The following is a 20,266-nucleotide window of genomic DNA, read 5'->3' on the forward strand; positions in this document are numbered from 1 at the left end:
GTCCAACCACACGACGCAGGAAAACCAATAATGATTCGTATGCCTCTGGCCTCCGCCAGTCTGCTGGCCATCGCCATCGCTCTCGCCGGTTGCGGTGAAGGCAAGGATGACAAGGCCGCCGCTCCGCAAGCTCAGGCACCTGCTGCTGCCAGCACCACCGCTGCGGCGCCCGGGGCTGTCGACGAAGCGGCCGGCAAAGCCGTGGTCAAGCATTACAGCGAAATGGTCTATGCCGTGTACAGCGACGCGCTGAGCACCGCCAAGACCCTGCAGACCGCCGTCGACGCGTTCCTTGCCAAGCCCAACGACGAAACCCTGAAGGCCGCCAAAGAGGCCTGGGTCGCCGCACGCGTTCCATACCTGCAGAGCGAAGTGTTCCGCTTCGGCAACACCATCATCGACGACTGGGAAGGCCAGGTGAACTCCTGGCCGCTGGACGAAGGCCTGATCGACTACGTCGACAAGAGCTACGAGCACGCCCTGGGCAACCCGGCGGCCAGCGCCAACATCATCGCCAATACCGAGATCCAGGTCGGCGAAGAGAAGGTCGACGTCAAGGACATCACCCCTGAGAAGCTGGCCAGCCTGAACGAGCTGGCTGGCTCCGAAGCCAACGTCGCCACTGGCTACCACGCCATCGAATTCCTGCTCTGGGGCCAGGACCTCAACGGCACCGGCCCAGGCGCAGGCAACCGCCCGGCTTCCGACTACCTGGAAGGCGCTGGTGCCACCGGTGGCCACAACGACCGTCGCCGTGCCTACCTGAAGGCAGTCACCGAGCTGCTGGTCAAGGACCTCGAAGAGATGGTCGGCAACTGGACGCCGAACGTCGCCGACAACTACCGCGCCACGCTGGAAGCCGAGCCGGTGGCCGATGGCCTGCGCAAGATGCTGTTCGGCATGGGCAGCCTGTCGCTGGGCGAACTGGCCGGCGAACGCATGAAGGTCTCGCTGGAAGCCAACTCGCCGGAAGACGAGCAAGACTGCTTCAGCGACAACACTCACTACTCGCACTTCTACGACGCCAAGGGCATCCGCAACGTCTACCTGGGCGAGTACACCCGTGTCGACGGCACCAAGATGACCGGCCCGAGCCTGTCCTCACTGGTGGCCAAGGCCGACCCGGCGGCCGACGCCACCCTCAAGGCCGACCTCGAAGCCACCGAAGCGAAGATCCAGGTCATGGTCGACCACGCGCTCAAGGGCGAGCACTACGACCAGCTGATCGCCGCCGACAACGCTGCCGGCAACCAGATCGTGCGTGATGCCATCGCCTCGCTGGTCAAGCAGACCGGCTCGATCGAGCAGGCTGCTGGCAAGCTGGGTATTGCCAACCTGAACCCGGATACCGCCGATCACGAATTCTGATCGACAGTTTCGGTTCACAAAGAGGCGGCCTTAGGGTCGCCTTTTTTCTGTCCCGGCCCGCGAAAGGGCCGCTACAGCAAATGAAAATGCTGGCATTTCACATCCTTTTCACCCGGGTAATTGCAAATTGCTCTTATTCAAATAACGCCGCCCTGCTAAGCTTGCACGCCGGTTTTTCGTCCACGCCCAGGATTTTGCATGTCCTCGTCGCTGTCCCGACTTTCCCCTCTGCTGCTGGCCCTCGCCCTTGCCGCCTGTGACGACGCCCCGCGTTTCACCCAGGCCGAGCCCGGCGAAGCGCTGTCTGGCGGCCAGGCAACGGTCCGGCGCGACGACCGCAAGGCGTTTTCCCTGCCTTCTGCCAACCTCTCGGCCGAACGGCGCCTGGACTTCGCCGTAGGCAACAGCTTCTTCCGCAGCCCTTGGGTAATCGCACCTTCCACCACCACCGCGCGTGACGGCCTGGGCCCGTTGTTCAACACCACGGCCTGCCAGAACTGCCACGTGCGCGATGGCCGCGGGCATCCGCCTGAGCCGGGCGACAGCAATGCCGTGGGCATGCTGGTGCGCCTGTCGATCCCCGATCAGCCTTACCTGGCCAAGGAAATCGAGCGCCTGGGCGTAGTCCCCGAGCCCGTCTACGGCACCCAGTTGCAGGACATGGCCATCCCCGGCGTGGCGCCAGAGGGCAAGGTGCGGGTGAACTACACCACCCAGACCGTCACCTTCAAGGACGGCCACCCGGTCGAACTGCGCCGCCCGACCTTGCAGATTACCCAGCTCGGCTACGGTGCGATGCACCCCGACACGCGCTTCTCGGCCCGCGTGGCCCCGCCGATGATCGGCCTGGGCCTGCTCGAGGCCATCCCCGAGGCCGACATCCTGGCCAACGAAGACCCGGACGATCGCAATCACGACGGTATCCGCGGCCGCGCCAACCGGGTCTGGGACGATGCCCAGGGCAAGACCGTGATCGGCCGCTTCGGCTGGAAGGCCGGGCAGCCCAACGTCAACCAGCAGAACGTGCATGCCTTCAACGGTGACATGGGCCTGACCAGCACCTTGCAGCCGAAGGACGACTGCACCCCGGCCCAGGTCGATTGCCGGGCCGCGCCCAATGGCGACGGCGAGGGCGACGAGAAGGAAGTCAGCGACAACATCCTGCGCCTGGTCACCTTCTACACCCGCAACCTCGGCGTGCCCGCCCGTCGTGACGTCGGCACGCCGCAAGTGCTGGCCGGCAAGAACCTGTTCTACCAGGCCGGTTGCCAGGCCTGCCATATCCCGCAGTTCACCACCGCCGCCAACACCGCCGAAGCGGAACTGGCCAACCAGGTGATCCGCCCCTACAGCGACCTGCTGCTGCACGACATGGGCCCGGGCCTGGCCGACGAGCGCACCGAATTCGCCGCCAACGGCCAGGACTGGCGTACCCCGCCGCTGTGGGGCATCGGCCTGACCGAAACCGTCAGTGGCCACACCCAGTACCTGCATGACGGCCGCGCCCGCAACCTGCTCGAAGCCGTGCTCTGGCACGGCGGCGAAGCCCAGGCGGCGCGCGACCATGTCTTGACCTTCAATGCCGAGCAGCGCGCTGCGTTGCTGGCTTTCCTGAACTCACTTTAATACGCGCAAGGAGCCGGGCATGTTCCGACCCAAACTGTTGTTCACCAGCCTCGCCGCACTCGCCCTGGGTGCCTGCTCGCCGCAGGACCCGCAGGCGGTGACGTCCGCCGCCATCGCCAAACAGGTGATCCTGCCGACCTACAGCCGCTGGGTCGAAGCCGACCGCCAGCTGGCCGCCAGCGCCCTGGCCTACTGTGAAGGCAAGGAAAGCCTGGACACCGCCCGCGCCGATTTCCTCAATGCGCAGAAAGCCTGGGCGGAACTGCAACCACTGCTGGTCGGCCCGCTGGCCGAAGGCAACCGCGCCTGGCAGGTACAGTTCTGGCCTGACAAGAAGAACCTGGTCGGACGCCAGGTCGAACAGCTGGTCAACGGCGACAAGCCGGTCGATGCCGCCGCCCTGGGCAAGGCCAGCGTCGTGGTACGCGGCCTGTCCGCTTACGAGTACATCCTCTTCGACAGCAAGCCGGACATCGCCACGGCCGAACAGAAAGCCCGCTACTGCCCGCTGCTGGTCGCCATTGCCGATCACCAGAAGGTCCTGGCCGAGGACATCCTCAAGACCTGGAACAGCACCGACGGCATGCTGTCGCAGATGACCAAGTTCCCCAACCAGCGCTACGCCGACTCCCACGAGGCGATCGCCGACCTGCTGCGCTCGCAGGTCACTGCCCTGGACACCCTGAAGAAGAAGCTGGGTGCGCCGATGGGCCGCCAGAGCAAAGGCATTCCACAACCGCTGCAGGCCGAAGCCTGGCGCAGCCACTCCTCGCTGAAGAGCCTGGAAGCCACCCTCAAAGCCGCCCAGGCGGTGTGGGTCGGGGTCGACAACCAGGGCCTGCGCAGCCTGCTGCCCGGCGATCAGAAAGCCCTGGCGCAGAAGATCGACGACGCCTACGCTTCGGCGCTCAAACTGCTGGCCGACAACCAGAAGACCCTCGGCGAGCTGCTGGCCGACGACGCCGGTCAACAGACCCTCAACCAGATCTACGATGCCCTCAACGCCGTCCACCGCCTGCACGAAGGCGACCTGGCCAAGGCGCTGAACATCCAGCTGGGCTTCAATGCCAACGACGGTGACTGATCATGCTGCGACGCCAGGCCCTCAAACTCGGTAGCGTATTGCTCAGCGCCCTGACCCTGGGCGGTTGGAGCCTGTTCCGCAACAAAGGCAGCGAACCCTTGCTGTTGTCGGCGCGGGACGATGGCGACGGCAGGCACTACGCGGTCGGGTTCCGCCTGGACGGCACCCAGGTGTTCAGCACCCAGGTTGCCCAGCGTTGCCATGCCATCATCAACCACCCCGAGCTGCCGATCGCCCTGTTCGTCGCCCGCCGCCCCGGTACCGAAAGCTACCTGGTCGACCTGCGCGACGGGCGACTGCTGCAGACCGTCACCTCGCAACCGAACCGGCACTTCTATGGCCATGCGGTGATCCACAAGGGTGGCGAATGGCTGTATGCCACCGAGAACGACACCACCGACCCAGGCCGTGGCGTGCTCGGCGTGTACCGCTTCGAGGGTGAGCGCCTGGTGCACACCGGTGAGATCCCGAGCCACGGCATCGGCCCCCATGAAGTGGCCTGGCTGCCGGACGGCGAAACCCTGATCGTGGCCAACGGCGGTATCCGTACCGAGGCCGAGAGCCGGGTCGAGATGAACCTCGATGCCATGGAACCAAGCCTGGTGCTGATGCAGCGCGACGGCACCCTGCTGAGCAAGGAGACCCTGGCCCAGCAGATGAACAGCGTGCGCCACCTGGCGGTGGGCGACGATGGCACCATCGCCGCCTGCCAGCAGTTCATGGGCGCTGCCGACGAGACTGCCGAGCTGCTGGCGATCAAGCGCCCGGGCGAGCCGTTCAAGGCCTTCCCGGTACCGGAGCGCCAGCTGCAATCGATGGCCCAGTACACCGCCAGCGTCGCCATTCACAGCGACCTGCGCCTGGTGGCCCTGACCGCACCGCGGGCCAACCGCCTGTTCGTCTGGGACCTGGACAGCGGTGCGGTGAAGCTCGATGCGCCGATGCCCGATTGCGCCGGGGTCGGCGCGGTCAAGGATGGTTTCGTCGTCACTTCCGGGCAAGGACGTTGCCGCTTCTACGATTGCCGCAAGGCCGAACTGATCGGGCAACCGATGGACCTGCCGTCCGGGTTCTGGGACAACCACCTGCATCTCGTCTGATTCTTCTGCTGGCTGTACCGGCCCCTTCGCGGCTAAAGCCGCTCCCACAGGAACCGCGCAACCCGTTAACTGCGCGGTCTCTGTAGGAGCGGCTTTAGCCGCGAAAGGGCCGGTACAGGCAATCCCCTCCCCCTTCTGCAATACTTCTCCCATCCGCACGTGGGCAGGATCGCCCGTTGTCGTGTCAAAACGAATAACAACCACGCATCCAAGGAACCGGACTTATGCTGCGCCGCCGCATGCTCATCATGTTGGCTGTCGTTCTGCTGATCGTGCTGGCCCTGGGGGGCTACAAAGGCTTCTCGATCTACCAACAGATCCAGATGTTCTCCGCGCCCAGGCCGCCCATCACCGTTGCGGCTGCCCCGGCCGAACAGCGCCAGTGGCAGGAGCGCCTGCCTGCCGTAGGCAGCCTCAAGGCCCTGCAAGGCGTCGAGCTGAGCCTGGAAGTGGAAGGCATCGTCAAGGCCTTGTACTTCGACTCCGGGCAGAAGGTCAAAGCCGGGCAACCGCTGCTGCAGCTCAACGACGACCAGGAAACCGCCCTGCTCGGCACCGCCCAGGCCGACCTGGGACTGGCCAAGGTCGATTTCGGTCGCGGCAGCCTGCTGGTCGGTGATGCCGCCATCTCCCGTGGCGAGTTCGATCGCCTGTCCTCCCAGTACCGGCGCAATCAGGCGGTGGTCGAGCAGCTCAAGGCGCAGAAGATCAAGAAAAGCATCAACGCGCCGTTCAGTGGCACCATCGGCATTCGCCAGGTGGACATCGGCCAGTACCTGGCCGCCGGCACGGTGATCGCTACCCTGCAGGACCTGTCCAGCCTGTACGTCGACTTCAACGTCCCGGAACAGGCGTTGCCGCACCTGAGCCTGGGCCAGCAGGTGCTGGTGCAGGTGGCGGCCTATCCCGGCCAGACCTTCCCGGCCAGCCTCAGCGCGATCAACCCCAAGGTTGATGAAAACACACGCAACCTGCTGGTGCGCGCGACCCTGGCCAACCCGGACGACAAGCTGCTGCCTGGCATGTTCGCCAACCTGCTGGTCCTGCTGCCCGACCCGCAACCCCAGGTGGTGGTGCCGGAAAGTGCCATCACCTACACCCTGTACGGCAACTCGGTGTACGTCGCCGCGCCGAAGAAGGACAAGGACGGCAACCCGGAAAACGACGACAAGGGCCAGCCACAGCTCAGTGCCGAACAGCGCACCGTGCAGACCGGCGAACGCCGCGATGGCGTGGTGGTGGTCAGCAAGGGCCTCAAGGCCGGGGAGCAGGTGGTCACCGCCGGGCAGCTCAAGCTGACCCCGGGTGCGGCCATCCGCATTGGCCAGGACAGCGCGCTCAAGCCCGAACAGGGCGCCCCGCGCACCGACTGAGCAGGAGGCTGGCATGGCGTTCACCGACCCGTTCATCCGCCGCCCGGTGCTGGCCAGCGTGGTCAGCCTGCTGATCCTGCTGCTCGGCTTCCAGGCCTGGAACAAGCTGCAGATCCGCCAGTACCCGAAAATGGAAAACGCCCTGATCACGGTGACCACCGCCTACCCCGGGGCCAACGCCGAGACCATCCAGGGCTACATCACCCAGCCGCTGCAACAGAGCCTGGCCAGCGCCGAAGGCATCGACTACATGACCTCGGTCAGCCGGCAGAACTTCTCGGTGATCTCCATCTACGCGCGCATCGGCGCCGACAGCGACCGCCTGTTCACCGAACTGCTGGCCAAGGCCAACGAGGTGCGCAACCAGCTGCCGCAGAACGCCGAAGACCCGGTCCTGAGCAAGGAAGCCGCCGATGCCTCGGCACTGATGTACATCAGCTTCTACAGCAAGGAGATGAGCAACCCGCAGATCACCGACTACCTGTCGCGGGTGATCCAGCCCAAGCTGGCCACCCTGCCGGGCATGGCCGAAGCGGAAATCCTCGGCAACCAGGTGTTCGCCATGCGCATCTGGATCGACCCGGTGAAGCTGGCCGGCTTCGGCCTTGCCGCCACCGACGTGACCAATGCCGTACGCCGCTACAACTTCCTCTCCGCCGCCGGCGAGGTAAAGGGCGAGTACGTGGTCACCAGCATCAACGCCAGCACCGAGCTGAAATCGGCCGAAGCCTTCGCCGCGCTGCCGCTCAAGGTGTCCGGTGACAGCCGGGTGCTGCTGGGTGACGTGGCGCGCGTGGAGATGGGCGCGGAAAACTACGACACAGTCAGTTCGTTCGATGGCACGCCGTCGGTCTACATCGGCATCAAGGCCACCCCGGCGGCCAACCCGCTGGACGTGATCAAGGAAGTGCGGCGCATCATGCCGGAGCTGGAAAGCCAGCTGCCGTCGGCGCTGAAGGTATCGATCGCCTACGACGCCACGCTGTTCATCCAGGCGTCCATTGACGAAGTGATCAAGACCTTGGGCGAAGCGGTGCTGATCGTCATCGTGGTGGTGTTCCTGTTCCTCGGGGCCCTGCGCTCGGTGCTGATCCCGGTGGTGACCATTCCGCTGTCGATGATCGGCGTGCTGTTCTTCATGCAGATGATGGGCTACTCGCTGAACCTGCTGACACTGCTGGCGATGGTGCTGGCCATCGGCCTGGTGGTGGACGATGCCATCGTGGTGGTGGAGAACATCCACCGGCACATGGAAGAAGGCAAGTCACCCTTCGATGCGGCCCTGGAAGGCGCGCGGGAAATCGCCATGCCAGTGGTGTCGATGACCATCACTCTGGCGGCGGTGTACGCGCCCATCGGCTTCCTTACCGGGCTCACCGGTGCGCTGTTCAAGGAGTTTGCCCTGACCCTGGCTGGCGCGGTGGTGATCTCCGGCATCGTCGCCCTGACCCTGTCGCCGATGATGTGCGCCCTGCTGCTGCGCCAGGAGCAGAACCCCAGCGGCCTGGCCCATCGGCTCGACGTGCTGTTCGAAGGCCTCAAGGTACGCTACCAGCGCCTGCTGCACGCCACCCTCGACAGCCGCCCGGTGGTGCTGGTGTTCGCCGTGATCATCCTGTGCCTGATCCCGGTGCTGCTCAAGTTCACCCAGAACGAGCTGGCGCCCAACGAGGACCAGGGCGTGATCTTCATGATGAGCAGCTCGCCGCAGCCGGCCAACCTCGACTACCTGAACGCCTACACCGACCAGTTCACGCCCCTGTTCAAGAGTTTCCCCGAGTACTACTCGTCGTTCCAGATCAACGGTTTCAACGGCGTACAGAGCGGCATCGGTGGCTTCCTGCTCAAGCCCTGGAACGAACGCCAGCGTACACAGATGGAGCTGCTGCCACTGGTGCAGGCCAAGCTGGAGCAGATCGGCGGGCTGCAGATCTTCGGTTTCAACCTGCCGTCGCTGCCGGGCACCGGTGAGGGCCTGCCATTTCAGTTCGTGATCAACACTGCCGGTGACTACCCTGCCCTGCTGGAGGTCGCCCAGCGGGTCAAGCAACGGGCGCAGGAATCGGGCAAGTTCGCCTTCCTCGACATCGACCTGGCCTTCGACAAGCCTGAAGTGGTGGTCGACATCGACCGGGCCAAGGCGGCGCAGATGGGCGTGTCCATGGATACCCTGGGCGGCACCCTGGCCACCCTGCTGGGCGAGGCGGAAATCAACCGTTTCACCCTTGAGGGCCGCAGCTACAAGGTGATTGCCCAGGTGGAACGGCCCTATCGGGACAACGCCGGCTGGCTCAACAACTACTACGTGAAGAACGAGCAAGGGCAGTTGCTGCCCTTGTCGACACTGATCACCCTCAGTGACCGCGCCCGCCCCCGCCAGCTCAACCAGTTCCAGCAGTTGAACTCGGCGATCATCCAGGGGGTGCCGATGGTCAGCATCGGCGAGGCGTTGCAGACGGTGCGCGACATCGCCCGGGAGGAGGCACCGGAGGGCTTTGCCTTCGACTACGCCGGGACGGCCAGGCAGTACGTTCAGGAAGGCAGCGCCCTGTGGGTAACCTTCGGCCTGGCGCTGGCGATCATCTTCCTGGTGCTGGCCGCGCAATTCGAGAGTTTCCGCGACCCGTTGGTGATCCTGGTGACCGTGCCGTTGTCGATCTGTGGTGCGCTGCTACCGCTGTTCCTGGGCATATCCAGCATGAACATCTACACACAAGTGGGGCTGGTGACGCTGATCGGGCTGATCAGCAAGCACGGCATCCTGATCGTCGAGTTCGCCAACCAGTTGCGTGAGGAAAAGGGCTTGAGCGTTCGCCAGGCCATCGAGGAAGCTGCCGCGATTCGCCTGCGGCCGGTGCTGATGACCACGGCGGCGATGGTGTTCGGCATGGTGCCGCTGATTCTGGCCACCGGGGCCGGCGCGGTGAGCCGGTTCGATATCGGCACGGTGATCGCTACCGGCATGTCGATCGGCACCTTGTTTACCCTGTTTGTGCTGCCGTGCATCTACACCTTGCTGGCACACAAGTCGGTTGCCAAGGAGCCAGTTGTCGCCTGATAGGGCCCCTTCGCGGGCACGCCCGCTCCCACAGGGATATCACACTCCTTGAGCACTGTGCTTTCCCAGTGGGAGCGGGCGTGCCCGCGAAGAGGCCAGTGAGGCAGACAGAAAAAACGAAGGCCTCGCGATTGCGAGGCCTTCATCTTGCTCGAGCTCTATCAGCCAAACGGCCGTAGCCCCTGGCGCATGCCGAAGAGGAACAACAGCAGGTCCTGGTCCGGCTCGGCCTTGTTCTGCTGTGCCTTGACCTCACGCGGCACCGCGCACTGGTCTGCCTTGCTGAATACCACAGGCCGCGGCTCTTCCCAGGCAGCTACCGCCGCCGTGGTCACAGCCAACCCAGCCACCAGGAATAAAGCTCGAGCTATTTCTAGTTTCATTACTCTAACCCTTTGACAGCGCTGCCAAACGCCATCTGGTAAAAATAGAGCAGCGTTTGCCATTCCGTGTCATTTAGCGACGAGTGGCGGCGCAGCTGACGCAGGTCGTTACCCGCAGCCCGCTGACAGCTGATGCGTCGTCGGCACTTTTCCAGGTCCAGGAGTGCTACCTCGACGCGGGCCTGCTCACCCTCGCCGATGACCTTGATGAAGACGTGCTTGCCGTACAGGCAGCCATGCTGCCAATGCCCCAGGTGCATGCGCGCCAGGTTGTCGGCCAAATCCTTGAGCATGCGTTCATGCACAACTTGAGGATAGTGCTCACGCGCGCCTTCGGCGTGCCACGTGTCGAGTTCGACAAAGCCATCCAGCGCCTCGCTGACCAGCAGCGCGCGCCATTGGTGCTCGGGATCACGCTCGGCACCACAAAACACGATGCGCGGCACGCGCACACCCAGTTGCTCGAAGCTGTTCAGTGCATCGAGCTCACGCAACACGGTCGGCCTGCCGAATGGGTGCAACAGGCTGCGATAGATATGGCCGACCTGACGCTTGGCATACAGCACCTTGCCGTTGCCATCGTTCAGCCGTTGTACGCCACTTTCACCACCGCGCCGCTGGTTGGGTTCCTCGACCCATTCGCCCTGCTGGCGCCAGTAATAATCGAACCGTGACTCCCCATTTTGGGCTACAGCCATCAAACACTACCCCTTACGCAATACATACACCCGCCACATGGCATAGAACGGCAGGAAGTCGAGGTGTTCCTGGATTCTGAAGCCGGCGGCCTTGAATTCTGCTTCAACCGTTTCTGCCGGTAGCACGAAACGGTTCTGATAACTGCCCTGCTCGGCCTTGGCATGACGCTCTTGCTCGAGCTTTTTGCGGCGCCAGGCCTTGAAGTTGCCGTCCACCCACAATGACAGGATTACGCTGTCACGGCTAACCCTTTGAAACTCGTCAAGAATGGTCTTGCGGTGAGCCGCTTGGCCAATGTGATGGAACAGCCGCATGCAGAAGATGCTGTCGACCGAATTATCCGGCAAGTCGATCGCGAATGCCGAAGTCTGCAAAGGACGTACCCGCGCCACCACCTCTGGCGGTTGTGCGGCACAGGCCGTCTGGATCATCGCCTCGGAGTTGTCGGCACCGATGATCACCCGATTCGGCTTTTCCGCCAGCAGCGGCCAGAAACGGCCCGCACCGCAAGGCAAGTCGAGGACCAGGCCCGGTTCTCCAGCCAGCGCCAGGGCGCGACGGGCCAGCTGCTCGTCACGCTTGTGGGACAGGCGTCGAGCCAGCCCATCCTGGTGCTTGAGGAAGTAGTCCTGGGCATGTTGCTGGTCGTACTTCTCGGAAAATTCGAGTTTGATCGGGCTGCGCATCGAGTGGCTCCTGTCTCCAATGCGCATACCTTAGGTAACAAATCGTAGGCAACTGGTCATGCCAATGTGAAAATAATGTCATCAAACGGCAGGTATGTTTCACATTATTTCGTAGAGATTTTCCACCTTATTCCTGCGTGGGATCGATCTTTTCCGCGCTCTGGCTCAGGTCCACCTGGAAGCGGCAGCCATGCGGTGCCGTCGAGGTCAGCGTCACTCGCCAGCCCTGGTCATCGCAGATCCGCTGCACCAACGACAGGCCCAGCCCGAGGCCTTCGCCACGCCGCTCCTCACCGCGCACGAAAGGCTGGAACATGGCCTCGCGCTGCTCCTCCGGGATACCCACGCCACTGTCCTCGACACTGAAGCCATTGAGTTCCAGGCTGAGGCGGATGTAACCGCTGTCGGTGTAATGGGCGGCGTTGCGTAGCAAGTTGCCCATCACGGATTGCAGGAAGGTGGCGTTGTACAGCAAAGGGCCTGCGCTGACCTGGCCATCGAAATAGAGTGCCAGGCCCTTCTGCTCGATGGTATCGCGCCACACCCCGATCAGGTCGTCGGCGACTTCGCGCAGGGTTGCCTGGGATGCCACGGCCCCCTGGTCACGCTGGGCACGCGCCAGCATCAGGAAGGTCTTGACCAGCTCGCGCATCTCTTCCGTGGCGCGGGCGATACGCTCGACCTGGCTGCGCGCGCGGGTATCCAGATTGGGGTTTTCCATCAGCAGTTCGCACGAGGTGGCCAGCACCATCAGCGGTGTGCGCAACTCATGGCTGACATCGCTGGTGAACAAACGCTCGCGGGTCAGTGCATCGCGCAGCCGGCCCAGGGTATCGTCGAACGCCACCGCCAGCTGGCCGACTTCGTCGGCCGCGTAGTCCGGTGCCAACGGCGGCGCCAGGCCAAGCAACTGATCACGATGGCGAACCTGTCGCGCCAGGCGGATGACCGGTGCCATCACCCTGCGCGCCAACAGCCAGCCGAGCACCACGGCCAGCACCAGGCTGAGCACGAAGCCCACCACCACGACGGCGAACAGCACGCGCTCGCGCTCTTCGAAATCGCTCTGGTCCTGCAGCAGCACATAGCGGCGACCATCGACGATCTCGACCATCGCGTGGTAGGACAGCTGGTCGCGGAACACCTCATGGAAGCCGACATCAAGGTGGCGCAGGTCCTTGGGCAGCTCGAAGTCATCGCGCCCGCCACTGAAATAGAACAGCTGGTCAGGCCGTGGCCGGTGGCTCCAGTCACTCACGCTGTCCATGCGCAGCAAGCGCTGCAGGTCGCCGCCGAGCACCGACGAAATCAAGCGCTCCTCGACCAGGTGCACGGTGGCGACAATACCGAAGGCGAAGGCGCCGGCCACCAGCGCGCTCATCAACGCAAAGGCGATGATGATGCGCTGGGCAAGGCTTTGCTTAAACTCCATCACGGCCCTCGGCGAGGCGATAGCCGACGCCATGGACGGTATGCAGCAGCGGTTTTTCGAACGGTTTGTCGATCACCTGGCGCAACTGGTGCACGTGGCTGCGCAGGCTGTCGCTATCCGGGCAGTCATCGCCCCAAAGGGCCTCTTCCAGCACCTCGCGGCGCAGCACGTGCGGGCTCTTCTGCATCAATACCGCGAGCAGCTTGAGACCGACCGGGTTGAGCTTGAGCAGGCGGCCCTGACGGGTCACTTCGAGGGTATCGAGGTCGTAGCTCAAGTCCGCGACCTGCAGGGTACGGCGCCCGCCGCCCTGGGCCCGGCGCAGCACCGCCTCGATGCGCGCGGCCAACTCGGACAGGGCAAAGGGTTTGAGCAGGTAATCATCAGCACCCGAGCGGAAGCCCTGCAGGCGATCGTCCAGCTGGTCGCGGGCCGTGAGCATGATCACCGGGGTATCACGGCGGGCATCCTCGCGCAGGCGCTTGCACAGGGTATAGCCATCGATACCGGGCAGCATGATGTCGAGCACGATCAGGTCATAGTGCTCGGTGGCGGCCAGATGCAGGCCCGAGAGGCCGTCCTGGGCGCAGTCGACGGTGTAGCCTTTCATGCCCAGGTAATCGGCAAGGTTGGCAAGAATATCGCGGTTGTCTTCAACCAAAAGAATACGCATCGGGTTCTCCTGTGCGGCGCTTCGCTAGGGTGCGCGGCAGGCGCAGCTTAAGGCCATCGCCGGCAGTGTGCCAGCCCTAGGGCAAATTCAGCGAACTTGACAGTTTTTTCACTGATCCTTCACGGACAGAGGATAGCGGGCGCATGACAATGCCCGGTCTTTTTACCCCCTGGAGTCGTCATGCAACAACGCACTCGTCCGCGTCCGATCAATCTCTGGCTGTACCTGGGCATACCCCTGGCTGTTGCCGCGGCCCTGCTCCTGCTGGAACTGACCTCGCTCGACATGGACGTCGCCAACCTGTTCTTCGACCCCGCCGCCGGGCAGTTCATCGGCCGTCACAGTTACCTGCTGGAAACCGTCATGCACGACCGGGTCAAGCAAGGCGTGATCCTGCTTGGCCTGATTTCGCTGGGCGCGTTCGCCTCGAGCTTCTTCTGGAAGCGCCTGTTCAGCTGGCGTCGCGAGCTGGGCTGCCTGGTTCTGGCGTTGGGGCTGTCGACGGCCTTCGTCACGCCGCTGAAGAAGGTGACCCAGGTGCAATGCCCGTGGAGCCTGACCCAGTTCGGCGGCAAGGAAACCTACAGCAAGCTGCTGGAACACCGCCCGGCGACCGACAAGCCTGGCCTGTGCTGGCCGGGTGGCCACGCAGCCACCGGCTTCTGCCTGTTCGGCCTGTTCTTCATGCTGCGTGACCGCAAGCCGAAGCTGGCGCGGGTGGCGTTCGGGGTGGCCCTGGTGGCTGGCTCGGCGCTCGGGTTGGGGCGGATGCTGCAGGGCGCGCACTTCCTGTCGCATAACGTGTGGACCGCGGTGTTCTGCTGGCTAATCGGCTTGGGCTCGTATTACCTGGTGCTGTATCGCAAGGGCATGGCCGAAGCGGCAGCCGGCGAGCACCGCACTGCCTGACAGAGGGGCCGCTCTGCGGCCCCAATGGCCGGCACAGAAAAACGAAAAAGCCCCGCACTAGGTGGGGCTTTTTCTTGCTGCAGGGGGTAAGGCTGTCTTACATCATGCCGCCCATACATGCCTGGCATTTCGGCTGTTGGCTGGTCTGCCAGCAAGTCGGCGATCATAGCTTCTGGGTTTCTGGAACGTGACGCGGTAAGGCATAACGTTCCGGCCCTCCCTGCAAGTACAAACGCAGGTATTAGATCAATCCACGCCCCTGCTTGCTGGCATTGAATCTTGACTGATAATTCTGCCAGTTTTCTGGCCACAATTCCTCTGGCAATCTTGTAAGACCTTGCGAAGAAGGTCTGAAATCACATGGTTAAGCCTTTTACTTATATTGCTTATGGATATAGCAATAGCGCCCTTCGGAGACTTTCACAGTTCGGTTTCAACGGGCAAAAAATCGACGCGCTCACTGGCTTGTATTTACTAGGCAACGGCTACAGGGCCTATAACCCGATACTAATGCGCTTTCACTCTTCGGACAGCATGAGCCCCTTCGGCGCAGGTGGCTTAAATGCATACGCTTATTGTTCTGGAGATCCGGCCAATGCTAGCGACCCTGGCGGGCATTGGACGCTGAGAAGATACAACTCGATGCCGTCTCTTCGCCCCCGCCCACAGCCGCGAAGAAACTCAATGCCAGATCTGCGAGGGCAACCAGCAGGACTAGAGAGGGTTTCACACCTTCCAGCTATGGATAACATCCTCTCCCGCCTGGGTAACGCAGATCTCATGAACTTGTCCCAGACATCCAAAACACTCGCGCGAGCAGTCGGTCATCGTTCTTCAAACAGGGCAAGCAAGCTCTCCGGTTCCATGGAGCTTCTTGCCGCCGCAGAGGGCAACCATGAAGGTGTTTTGCCTAAAGACGCATTGGCAAGAGCCGAGCATCTTCACCCTCATTACCGAGGTGGCCCAAAAGAACTTATGCGTATGTGGCAAGGTTCGCGGCAGGCAGACTCTTATGAAGATCCCTCTCCTGCATCGGCAATCGTAGGTCCTGGCGGGGTTCTGGGCATCAGACAAGGCCAGCAAACACAATGGCTATCACCACGTTGATGTAAGCCCATCCGAAATGAAAAAGCCCCGGTTTTCACGAACCGGGGCTTTTTCTTGGTGCAGGGGGTAAGGCTGGCTTACATCATGCCGCCCATGCCACCCATGCCGCCCATGTCAGGCATGCCAGCAGCTGGCTTGTCTTCCGGCAGGTCGGCAACCATGGCTTCGGTGGTGATCATCAGACCGCCGATCGAAGCAGCAGCTTGCAGAGCCGAACGGGTGACCTTGGCTGGGTCGAGGATACCCATCTCGATCATGTCGCCGTATTCGCCGGTAGCAGCGTTGTAGCCGTAGTTGCCCGAACCTTGCTTGACCTTGTCAGCGACAACGCTTGGCTCGTCGCCGGCGTTGGCAGTGATCTGGCGCAGCGGCGCTTCTACAGCGCGACGCAGCAGGGCGATACCGACGTTCTGGTCTTCGTTGTCGCCTTTGAGGTCGGCAATGGCAGCCAGGGCGCGAACCAGGGCAACACCACCGCCAGGCACCACGCCTTCTTCGACGGCAGCACGGGTAGCGTGCAGGGCGTCTTCAACGCGGGCTTTCTTCTCTTTCATTTCAACTTCGGTGCCAGCACCGACCTTGATCACGGCAACACCGCCAGCCAGTTTGGCCAGACGCTCTTGCAGCTTCTCACGGTCGTAGTCCGAAGAGGTTTCTTCGATCTGGGCACGGATCTGCTTGACGCGTGCTTCGATGTCGGCGTCAACGCCAGCACCGTCGATGATGGTGGTGTTTTCCTTGGACAGGATGACGCGCTTGGCGTTACCCAGGTGCTCCAGGGTGGTGGTTTCCAGGGTCAGGCCGATTTCTTCGGAGATGACCTGGCCGCCGGTCAGGACAGCGATGTCCTGCAGCATGGCCTTGCGGCGGTCGCCGAAGCCCGGTGCCTTGACTGCAGCAACCTTGACGATGCCGCGCATGTTGTTGACCACGAGCGTAGCCAGGGCTTCGCCTTCGACGTCTTCAGCGACGATCAGCAGTGGGCGGCCGGCCTTGGCAACGGCTTCCAGAACTGGCAGCAGCTCACGGATGTTGGAGATCTTCTTGTCGACCAGCAGCAGCAGCGGGCCTTCCAGTTCGGCAACCATGGTGTCCGGCTTGTTGATGAAGTACGGCGACAGGTAGCCGCGGTCGAACTGCATGCCTTCTACGACGGACAGTTCGTTTTCCAGGCCCGAGCCTTCTTCAACGGTGATCACGCCTTCTTTACCGACTTTTTCCATGGCTTCGGCGATGATTTCACCGATGGAGTTGTCGGAGTTGGCGGAGATGGTACCTACCTGGGCGATGGCCTTGGAGTCGGCGCATGGCTTGGACAGGTTCTTCAGCTCGGCGACAACGGCGGCGGTGGCCTTGTCGATGCCGCGCTTCAGGTCCATCGGGTTCATGCCGGCAGCGACGGCTTTCAGGCCTTCGTTGACGATGGCCTGGGCCAGAACGGTAGCGGTGGTGGTGCCGTCACCGGCAGCGTCGTTGGCCTTGGAAGCAACTTCCTTGACCAGCTGGGCGCCCATGTTTTCGAAGGCGTCTTTCAGCTCGATTTCTTTGGCGACGGAAACGCCGTCCTTGGTGATGGTCGGAGCACCGAAGCTCTTGGCCAGCACTACGTTACGGCCTTTCGGGCCGAGGGTCGCTTTTACCGCGTCAGCCAGAACGTTGACACCAACCAGCATTTTCTTACGAGCGGAATCGCCGAATTTTACGTCTTTAGCAGCCATGATCGTTTAATCCTTGGAAATCTTTGGAGTAACGGGAAGTCGGGGGTGAAATCAGCCTTCGATAACGGCGAGGATTTCGTTCTCGGCCATGACCAGCAGGTCTTCGCCATCGACTTTCACGGTGTTGCTGCCCGAGTAAGGGCCGAAAACCACTTTGTCACCGACTTTCACGGCCAGCGCACGTACTTCGCCGTTTTCCAGGACGCGACCGGTGCCAACAGCAACGACTTCGCCGCGGTTTGGTTTTTCAGCGGCCGAACCCGGCAGGACGATACCGCCAGCGGTTTTCGATTCTTCTTCGCTGCGACGGATGACTACGCGGTCATGCAGAGGACGAAGCTTCATTGTCGATCTCTCCCAAATTGTGGTTTTCATCGGCCGGTATCGACACCGGCGGGTTGATGCGGTCCGGCGTTGCCGGGGGTGGCCCGCAAAGGGCGAACCACCTGTGTCATGACTGGTGTTGCCACCAGAAACCTTGCGGTGACCACATACATGAGGCCGCCATATTCAATTACAAGGCTTGATATGCAAAATTTTTCAGCCGGTTGAAAAAGACCGGGGCCGCTTGTGCGGCCCCGGGGTGACAGGTCTGGTTATTTGTCGCGGCGCTCGTACTCGCCTTCGATCACGTTCGGGCGATGGCCGCCATCACGCGGCTGCGCCTGGAACGGGTCGTCCTGGAACGCACGCTGGCGCATGGACTGGGCTTCGGCGCGCTCGCGCATCTTGCGGGCGGCCAGGTGGCGGGTGAACGGCAGCAGGCACAGCAGGCCCAGCACGTCGCTGATGAAGCCTGGCAGCAGCAGCAAACCACCACCCACGGCCAACATCAGACCCTGGAACATGTCCTCGGCGGGCAGTTCGCCACGCTGCAGGCTTTCACGGGCACGCAGGGCGGTGGCGAGGCCCGCCACACGCACCACCAGCACACCCAGGGCGGAGCCGGCGATGATCAGCAGCAGCGCCGGGAAGAAACCGATGGCGCCGGCAACCTTGACGAAGACGAACAGCTCCAGCACCGGGAACAGTAGAAACAGCAGTAGAAAAGCACGCATCAAAGCATTCCTCGTCGGAAGAGACCCTTCCTGTAAGACCTACAGATGGATGCGTGCGCTCGGGATTTCAAGCCTCGACTTCAGTCGCAGCCGGCCATTGGTCGGCGCGCGCCAGCAGAACCAGGGCTTCGCGGACTTGTGTCGGCGTGTTGCAAGGCGCGGGGAACGCCAACCAGTAGATACCTTGGCCGATACGCAGGTGCATGCCTTCGCTGTCGATACCTACCATCTGCGCCGGTACGCTGCGCGGCAGGTCGCTCAGCTCGACGTAGTGGGCGATGGCATTGGCATGGTCGCTGTTCATGTGCTCGATCATGCTCGTCTCGGCCTTGCCCGCGAACGGATTGGCCAGGGTCACCTGGTCGAGCCAGTGGATCGCGCCGAAACCACCGATGTAGCGATGGCGCACCGGCTGCAGGACCCAGAAGTCGAAATCGTGGGCCTTGTGGTAGTTGGCTGCATCGGGGAAATAGCGGTAGTAGCGCTCGGCCGCCGCCTCGATGGCGACCTCGTCGACCAGCTTGTGCGCTTCGGCCATCACCGTCAGGCGGCCTACCGCCTGCACGTCCTCGGCCTCACGCTCACCCACCAGCAGCGAGCACTTGGGGTCCTTGAGCAGGTTGTGGGTGTGCTGGGCAATGCGGCTGATCAGGATCAGCGGGTTGCCCTCGGCATCCAGGCAGTAAGGCACCACCGAACCGAACGGGAAGCCCGGCATGGACTTGGAATGGGTCGAGAGCACGCCGCGGTATTCCTTGAGCAGCAGTTCCCGGGCGGGGCGGATGGCGTTGGTACTCACTTGGGGGGCTCCTGGCGGCGGACTGGATAAGTGACAAGATAAGCATTATCACATCCAGTGCCAATTATTGCGCATACCTCCTGTGGAAGCCGCGCTTGCCGGCGAAAGGGGCGCATAGCGCCCCCATACGGTCTACCAGGTCACACCGAAACCGGCGGTGTAACGGGTCTTGTCCAGGTCGCTATCCCGCGTCCCGGTAATGATGTCCTTCTCCGCCTTGAGGTTGAGCGAGGCCCATTCGGTGACCTTGTAGCGCAGCCCCACCTCGGCATCCAGCGCGTAGTCGGCCACGCCGCCCAGCGGCTTGGCAAACTCGCCATTGGTGAACAGCTGGACGTTCTTGCCGATCAGGTAGCGGGTGTAGTCCCACTTCACCGCCGCCGAGTAGAAGTTGTCCTTGGCACCGTCCTGGTACTCGAAGTCGGTACGGTTGATCAGCGAACCCAGCGAGAACGCGCCCAGTTCGTCGTCCCAGAACTGGTAGCCAGGGCCGGTACCGACCGTGCGCTGGCGGGATAGCTCTTCGATGCGGTCGCGTTTGTACTCCATGCGCCCCTGCCAGAACCACTTCTCGGTGATGAAGCGGTCAAGTGCGTACTCGGCGCTCCAGTTGTCGGTGGTGGTGACATCGTCCTTGGATTCGCGGTTGTATTCGCCTTCGGCATTGTGCCGCCAGCGGCCGTGGCGGGCGGTGGTCTTGAAGTCGATGTCGTAGTCGTCGCTGTTGGTCTCGGCGCGCTTGTAGTCCATGGCCACATCGACATTGCCTTTCCAGATGAAGTCCTCGACCAGCGGTTTGGGCTTCATGATCTGCTGGACACTGGCCAGATCGACCGTCTTCGGCGCATCACCGTTGGCCAGGGTCACCTTGCCCGGCTCGGCGGCCTTGAGCGACTTGGCCTTCTCACCGCTGTAGGCGTCCTGCTTGACCAGCAGTTCCTGGTCGCTTTCCAGGGTCTTGACCTGTTTCCAGTCCAGCGAGATCGAGCCGCCATACGGGGTTTCCAGCAGTAGCTTGCCACCGTCGAAAACGCGGATCTTGCCGCTGAGCCGGTCTCCGTTCTTCATCCACACAGTGTCGGCGAACGCCGGGGCGGCGCACAGCGAAGCGGTCAACAGGCAAAGCAAGGATCTAGAATACATAAGCGCGCTACAGGTTCGATTTGACGAAAAAAGCCGGGCATTATCCAGAT

The 20,266-nt window shown here is 62.7% G+C and carries 18 protein-coding genes and 1 pseudogene; 9 read left to right on the top strand and 10 right to left on the bottom strand.

Features of this window, described 5'->3' with window-relative positions:
* Positions 1-30 precede the first annotated feature (30 nt).
* From J7573_RS02105 to J7573_RS02130, 6 genes are all read left to right on the top strand, one after another.
* A complete protein-coding gene (locus tag J7573_RS02105; RefSeq protein WP_294324869.1) occupies positions 31-1,368 on the top strand; it encodes an imelysin family protein in 1,338 nt (445 codons plus the stop codon).
* Between the two features lie 198 nt (positions 1,369-1,566).
* Positions 1,567-2,994 (top strand): di-heme oxidoredictase family protein, encoded by a 1,428-nt coding sequence (locus J7573_RS02110; protein ID WP_294324870.1) that lies wholly within the window; start codon positions 1,567-1,569, stop codon positions 2,992-2,994.
* 19 nt (positions 2,995-3,013) lie between these two features.
* Entirely contained in the window at positions 3,014-4,078 is a 1,065-nt protein-coding gene (locus J7573_RS02115) for an imelysin family protein (protein ID WP_294324871.1), read from the top strand.
* Positions 4,079-4,080: 2 nt separating this feature from the next.
* A complete protein-coding gene (locus J7573_RS02120) occupies positions 4,081-5,178 on the top strand; it encodes a DUF1513 domain-containing protein (RefSeq protein WP_294324872.1) in 1,098 nt (365 codons plus the stop codon).
* A 224-nt stretch (positions 5,179-5,402) separates the two neighbouring features.
* Positions 5,403-6,551, top strand: coding sequence for an efflux RND transporter periplasmic adaptor subunit (locus tag J7573_RS02125; RefSeq protein WP_294324873.1), 1,149 nt, complete (start codon positions 5,403-5,405; stop codon positions 6,549-6,551).
* Positions 6,552-6,564: 13 nt separating this feature from the next.
* A complete protein-coding gene (locus tag J7573_RS02130) occupies positions 6,565-9,609 on the top strand; it encodes a multidrug efflux RND transporter permease subunit (protein WP_294324874.1) in 3,045 nt (1,014 codons plus the stop codon).
* Between the two features lie 161 nt (positions 9,610-9,770).
* Here the strand turns inward: J7573_RS02130 and J7573_RS02135 are convergent, their stop codons facing one another.
* From J7573_RS02135 to colR, 5 genes are all read right to left on the bottom strand, one after another.
* Entirely contained in the window at positions 9,771-9,992 is a 222-nt protein-coding gene (locus tag J7573_RS02135) for a hypothetical protein (RefSeq protein ID WP_294324875.1), read from the bottom strand.
* Complete coding sequence (locus tag J7573_RS02140; RefSeq protein WP_294324876.1) at positions 9,992-10,690, bottom strand: lipopolysaccharide kinase InaA family protein; 699 nt, start codon at positions 10,688-10,690, stop codon at positions 9,992-9,994. Before J7573_RS02140 ends, J7573_RS02135 begins: the two co-directional genes overlap by 1 nt.
* Positions 10,691-10,696: 6 nt before the next feature.
* Positions 10,697-11,377, bottom strand: a complete 681-nt coding sequence (locus J7573_RS02145) for a class I SAM-dependent methyltransferase (RefSeq protein WP_294324877.1) — start codon at positions 11,375-11,377, stop codon at positions 10,697-10,699.
* 127 nt (positions 11,378-11,504) lie between these two features.
* Complete coding sequence (locus J7573_RS02150) at positions 11,505-12,809, bottom strand: HAMP domain-containing sensor histidine kinase (RefSeq protein ID WP_294324878.1); 1,305 nt, start codon at positions 12,807-12,809, stop codon at positions 11,505-11,507.
* Positions 12,799-13,482, bottom strand: coding sequence for a two-component system response regulator ColR (colR, locus tag J7573_RS02155; protein ID WP_003255215.1), 684 nt, complete (start codon positions 13,480-13,482; stop codon positions 12,799-12,801). Before colR ends, J7573_RS02150 begins: the two co-directional genes overlap by 11 nt.
* Positions 13,483-13,662: 180 nt before the next feature.
* On the opposite strand from colR, the gene J7573_RS02160 reads away from it, so the two are divergent.
* From J7573_RS02160 to J7573_RS26315, 3 genes and pseudogenes are all read left to right on the top strand, one after another.
* Positions 13,663-14,391, top strand: coding sequence for a phosphatase PAP2 family protein (locus tag J7573_RS02160; protein ID WP_294324903.1), 729 nt, complete (start codon positions 13,663-13,665; stop codon positions 14,389-14,391).
* A 387-nt stretch (positions 14,392-14,778) separates the two neighbouring features.
* A pseudogene (locus tag J7573_RS02165) lies at positions 14,779-15,009 on the top strand (RHS repeat-associated core domain-containing protein); the annotation flags it as partial.
* A 123-nt stretch (positions 15,010-15,132) separates the two neighbouring features.
* Positions 15,133-15,498: an F-box protein gene (locus J7573_RS26315; RefSeq protein ID WP_363262991.1), complete on the top strand. Its 366-nt coding sequence runs from the start codon at positions 15,133-15,135 to the stop codon at positions 15,496-15,498.
* Positions 15,499-15,575: 77 nt separating this feature from the next.
* Here J7573_RS26315 and groL read toward each other — a convergent pair whose 3' ends face one another.
* From groL to J7573_RS02190, 5 genes are all read right to left on the bottom strand, one after another.
* Entirely contained in the window at positions 15,576-17,216 is a 1,641-nt protein-coding gene (groL, locus tag J7573_RS02170) for a chaperonin GroEL (protein WP_294324904.1), read from the bottom strand.
* Between the two features lie 51 nt (positions 17,217-17,267).
* Positions 17,268-17,561: a co-chaperone GroES gene (locus J7573_RS02175; RefSeq protein WP_009684394.1), complete on the bottom strand. Its 294-nt coding sequence runs from the start codon at positions 17,559-17,561 to the stop codon at positions 17,268-17,270.
* A gap of 251 nt (positions 17,562-17,812) precedes the next feature.
* Positions 17,813-18,274, bottom strand: coding sequence for an FxsA family protein (locus J7573_RS02180; protein ID WP_294324929.1), 462 nt, complete (start codon positions 18,272-18,274; stop codon positions 17,813-17,815).
* A 67-nt stretch (positions 18,275-18,341) separates the two neighbouring features.
* Positions 18,342-19,073 carry a HugZ family protein gene (locus J7573_RS02185; protein WP_294324931.1) on the bottom strand — a complete coding sequence of 244 codons (732 nt, stop codon included), beginning with the start codon at positions 19,071-19,073 and terminating at the stop codon, positions 18,342-18,344.
* A 132-nt stretch (positions 19,074-19,205) separates the two neighbouring features.
* A complete protein-coding gene (locus J7573_RS02190) occupies positions 19,206-20,216 on the bottom strand; it encodes a DUF481 domain-containing protein (protein WP_294324933.1) in 1,011 nt (336 codons plus the stop codon).
* Positions 20,217-20,266 lie beyond the last annotated feature (50 nt).

The sequence above is a fragment of the Pseudomonas sp. genome, assembly GCF_017744435.1.
Classification (GTDB): Bacteria; Pseudomonadota; Gammaproteobacteria; order Pseudomonadales; family Pseudomonadaceae; genus Aquipseudomonas.

Bases quoted from the DNA above. Each gene is read 5' to 3' on its own strand.
- J7573_RS02105 (WP_294324869.1), top strand. From the start codon at position 31: ATGATTCGTATGCCTCTGGCCTCCGCCAGTCTGCTGGCCATCGCCATC.
- J7573_RS02110 (WP_294324870.1), top strand. From the start codon at position 1,567: ATGTCCTCGTCGCTGTCCCGACTTTCCCCTCTGCTGCTGGCCCTCGCC.
- J7573_RS02115 (WP_294324871.1), top strand. From the start codon at position 3,014: ATGTTCCGACCCAAACTGTTGTTCACCAGCCTCGCCGCACTCGCCCTG.
- J7573_RS02120 (WP_294324872.1), top strand. From the start codon at position 4,081: ATGCTGCGACGCCAGGCCCTCAAACTCGGTAGCGTATTGCTCAGCGCC.
- J7573_RS02125 (WP_294324873.1), top strand. From the start codon at position 5,403: ATGCTGCGCCGCCGCATGCTCATCATGTTGGCTGTCGTTCTGCTGATC.
- J7573_RS02130 (WP_294324874.1), top strand. From the start codon at position 6,565: ATGGCGTTCACCGACCCGTTCATCCGCCGCCCGGTGCTGGCCAGCGTG.
- J7573_RS02135 (WP_294324875.1), bottom strand. From the start codon at position 9,992: ATGAAACTAGAAATAGCTCGAGCTTTATTCCTGGTGGCTGGGTTGGCT.
- J7573_RS02140 (WP_294324876.1), bottom strand. From the start codon at position 10,690: ATGGCTGTAGCCCAAAATGGGGAGTCACGGTTCGATTATTACTGGCGC.
- J7573_RS02145 (WP_294324877.1), bottom strand. From the start codon at position 11,377: ATGCGCAGCCCGATCAAACTCGAATTTTCCGAGAAGTACGACCAGCAA.
- J7573_RS02150 (WP_294324878.1), bottom strand. From the start codon at position 12,809: ATGGAGTTTAAGCAAAGCCTTGCCCAGCGCATCATCATCGCCTTTGCG.
- colR (WP_003255215.1), bottom strand. From the start codon at position 13,482: ATGCGTATTCTTTTGGTTGAAGACAACCGCGATATTCTTGCCAACCTT.
- J7573_RS02160 (WP_294324903.1), top strand. From the start codon at position 13,663: ATGCAACAACGCACTCGTCCGCGTCCGATCAATCTCTGGCTGTACCTG.
- J7573_RS26315 (WP_363262991.1), top strand. From the start codon at position 15,133: ATGGATAACATCCTCTCCCGCCTGGGTAACGCAGATCTCATGAACTTG.
- groL (WP_294324904.1), bottom strand. From the start codon at position 17,216: ATGGCTGCTAAAGACGTAAAATTCGGCGATTCCGCTCGTAAGAAAATG.
- J7573_RS02175 (WP_009684394.1), bottom strand. From the start codon at position 17,561: ATGAAGCTTCGTCCTCTGCATGACCGCGTAGTCATCCGTCGCAGCGAA.
- J7573_RS02180 (WP_294324929.1), bottom strand. From the start codon at position 18,274: ATGCGTGCTTTTCTACTGCTGTTTCTACTGTTCCCGGTGCTGGAGCTG.
- J7573_RS02190 (WP_294324933.1), bottom strand. From the start codon at position 20,216: ATGTATTCTAGATCCTTGCTTTGCCTGTTGACCGCTTCGCTGTGCGCC.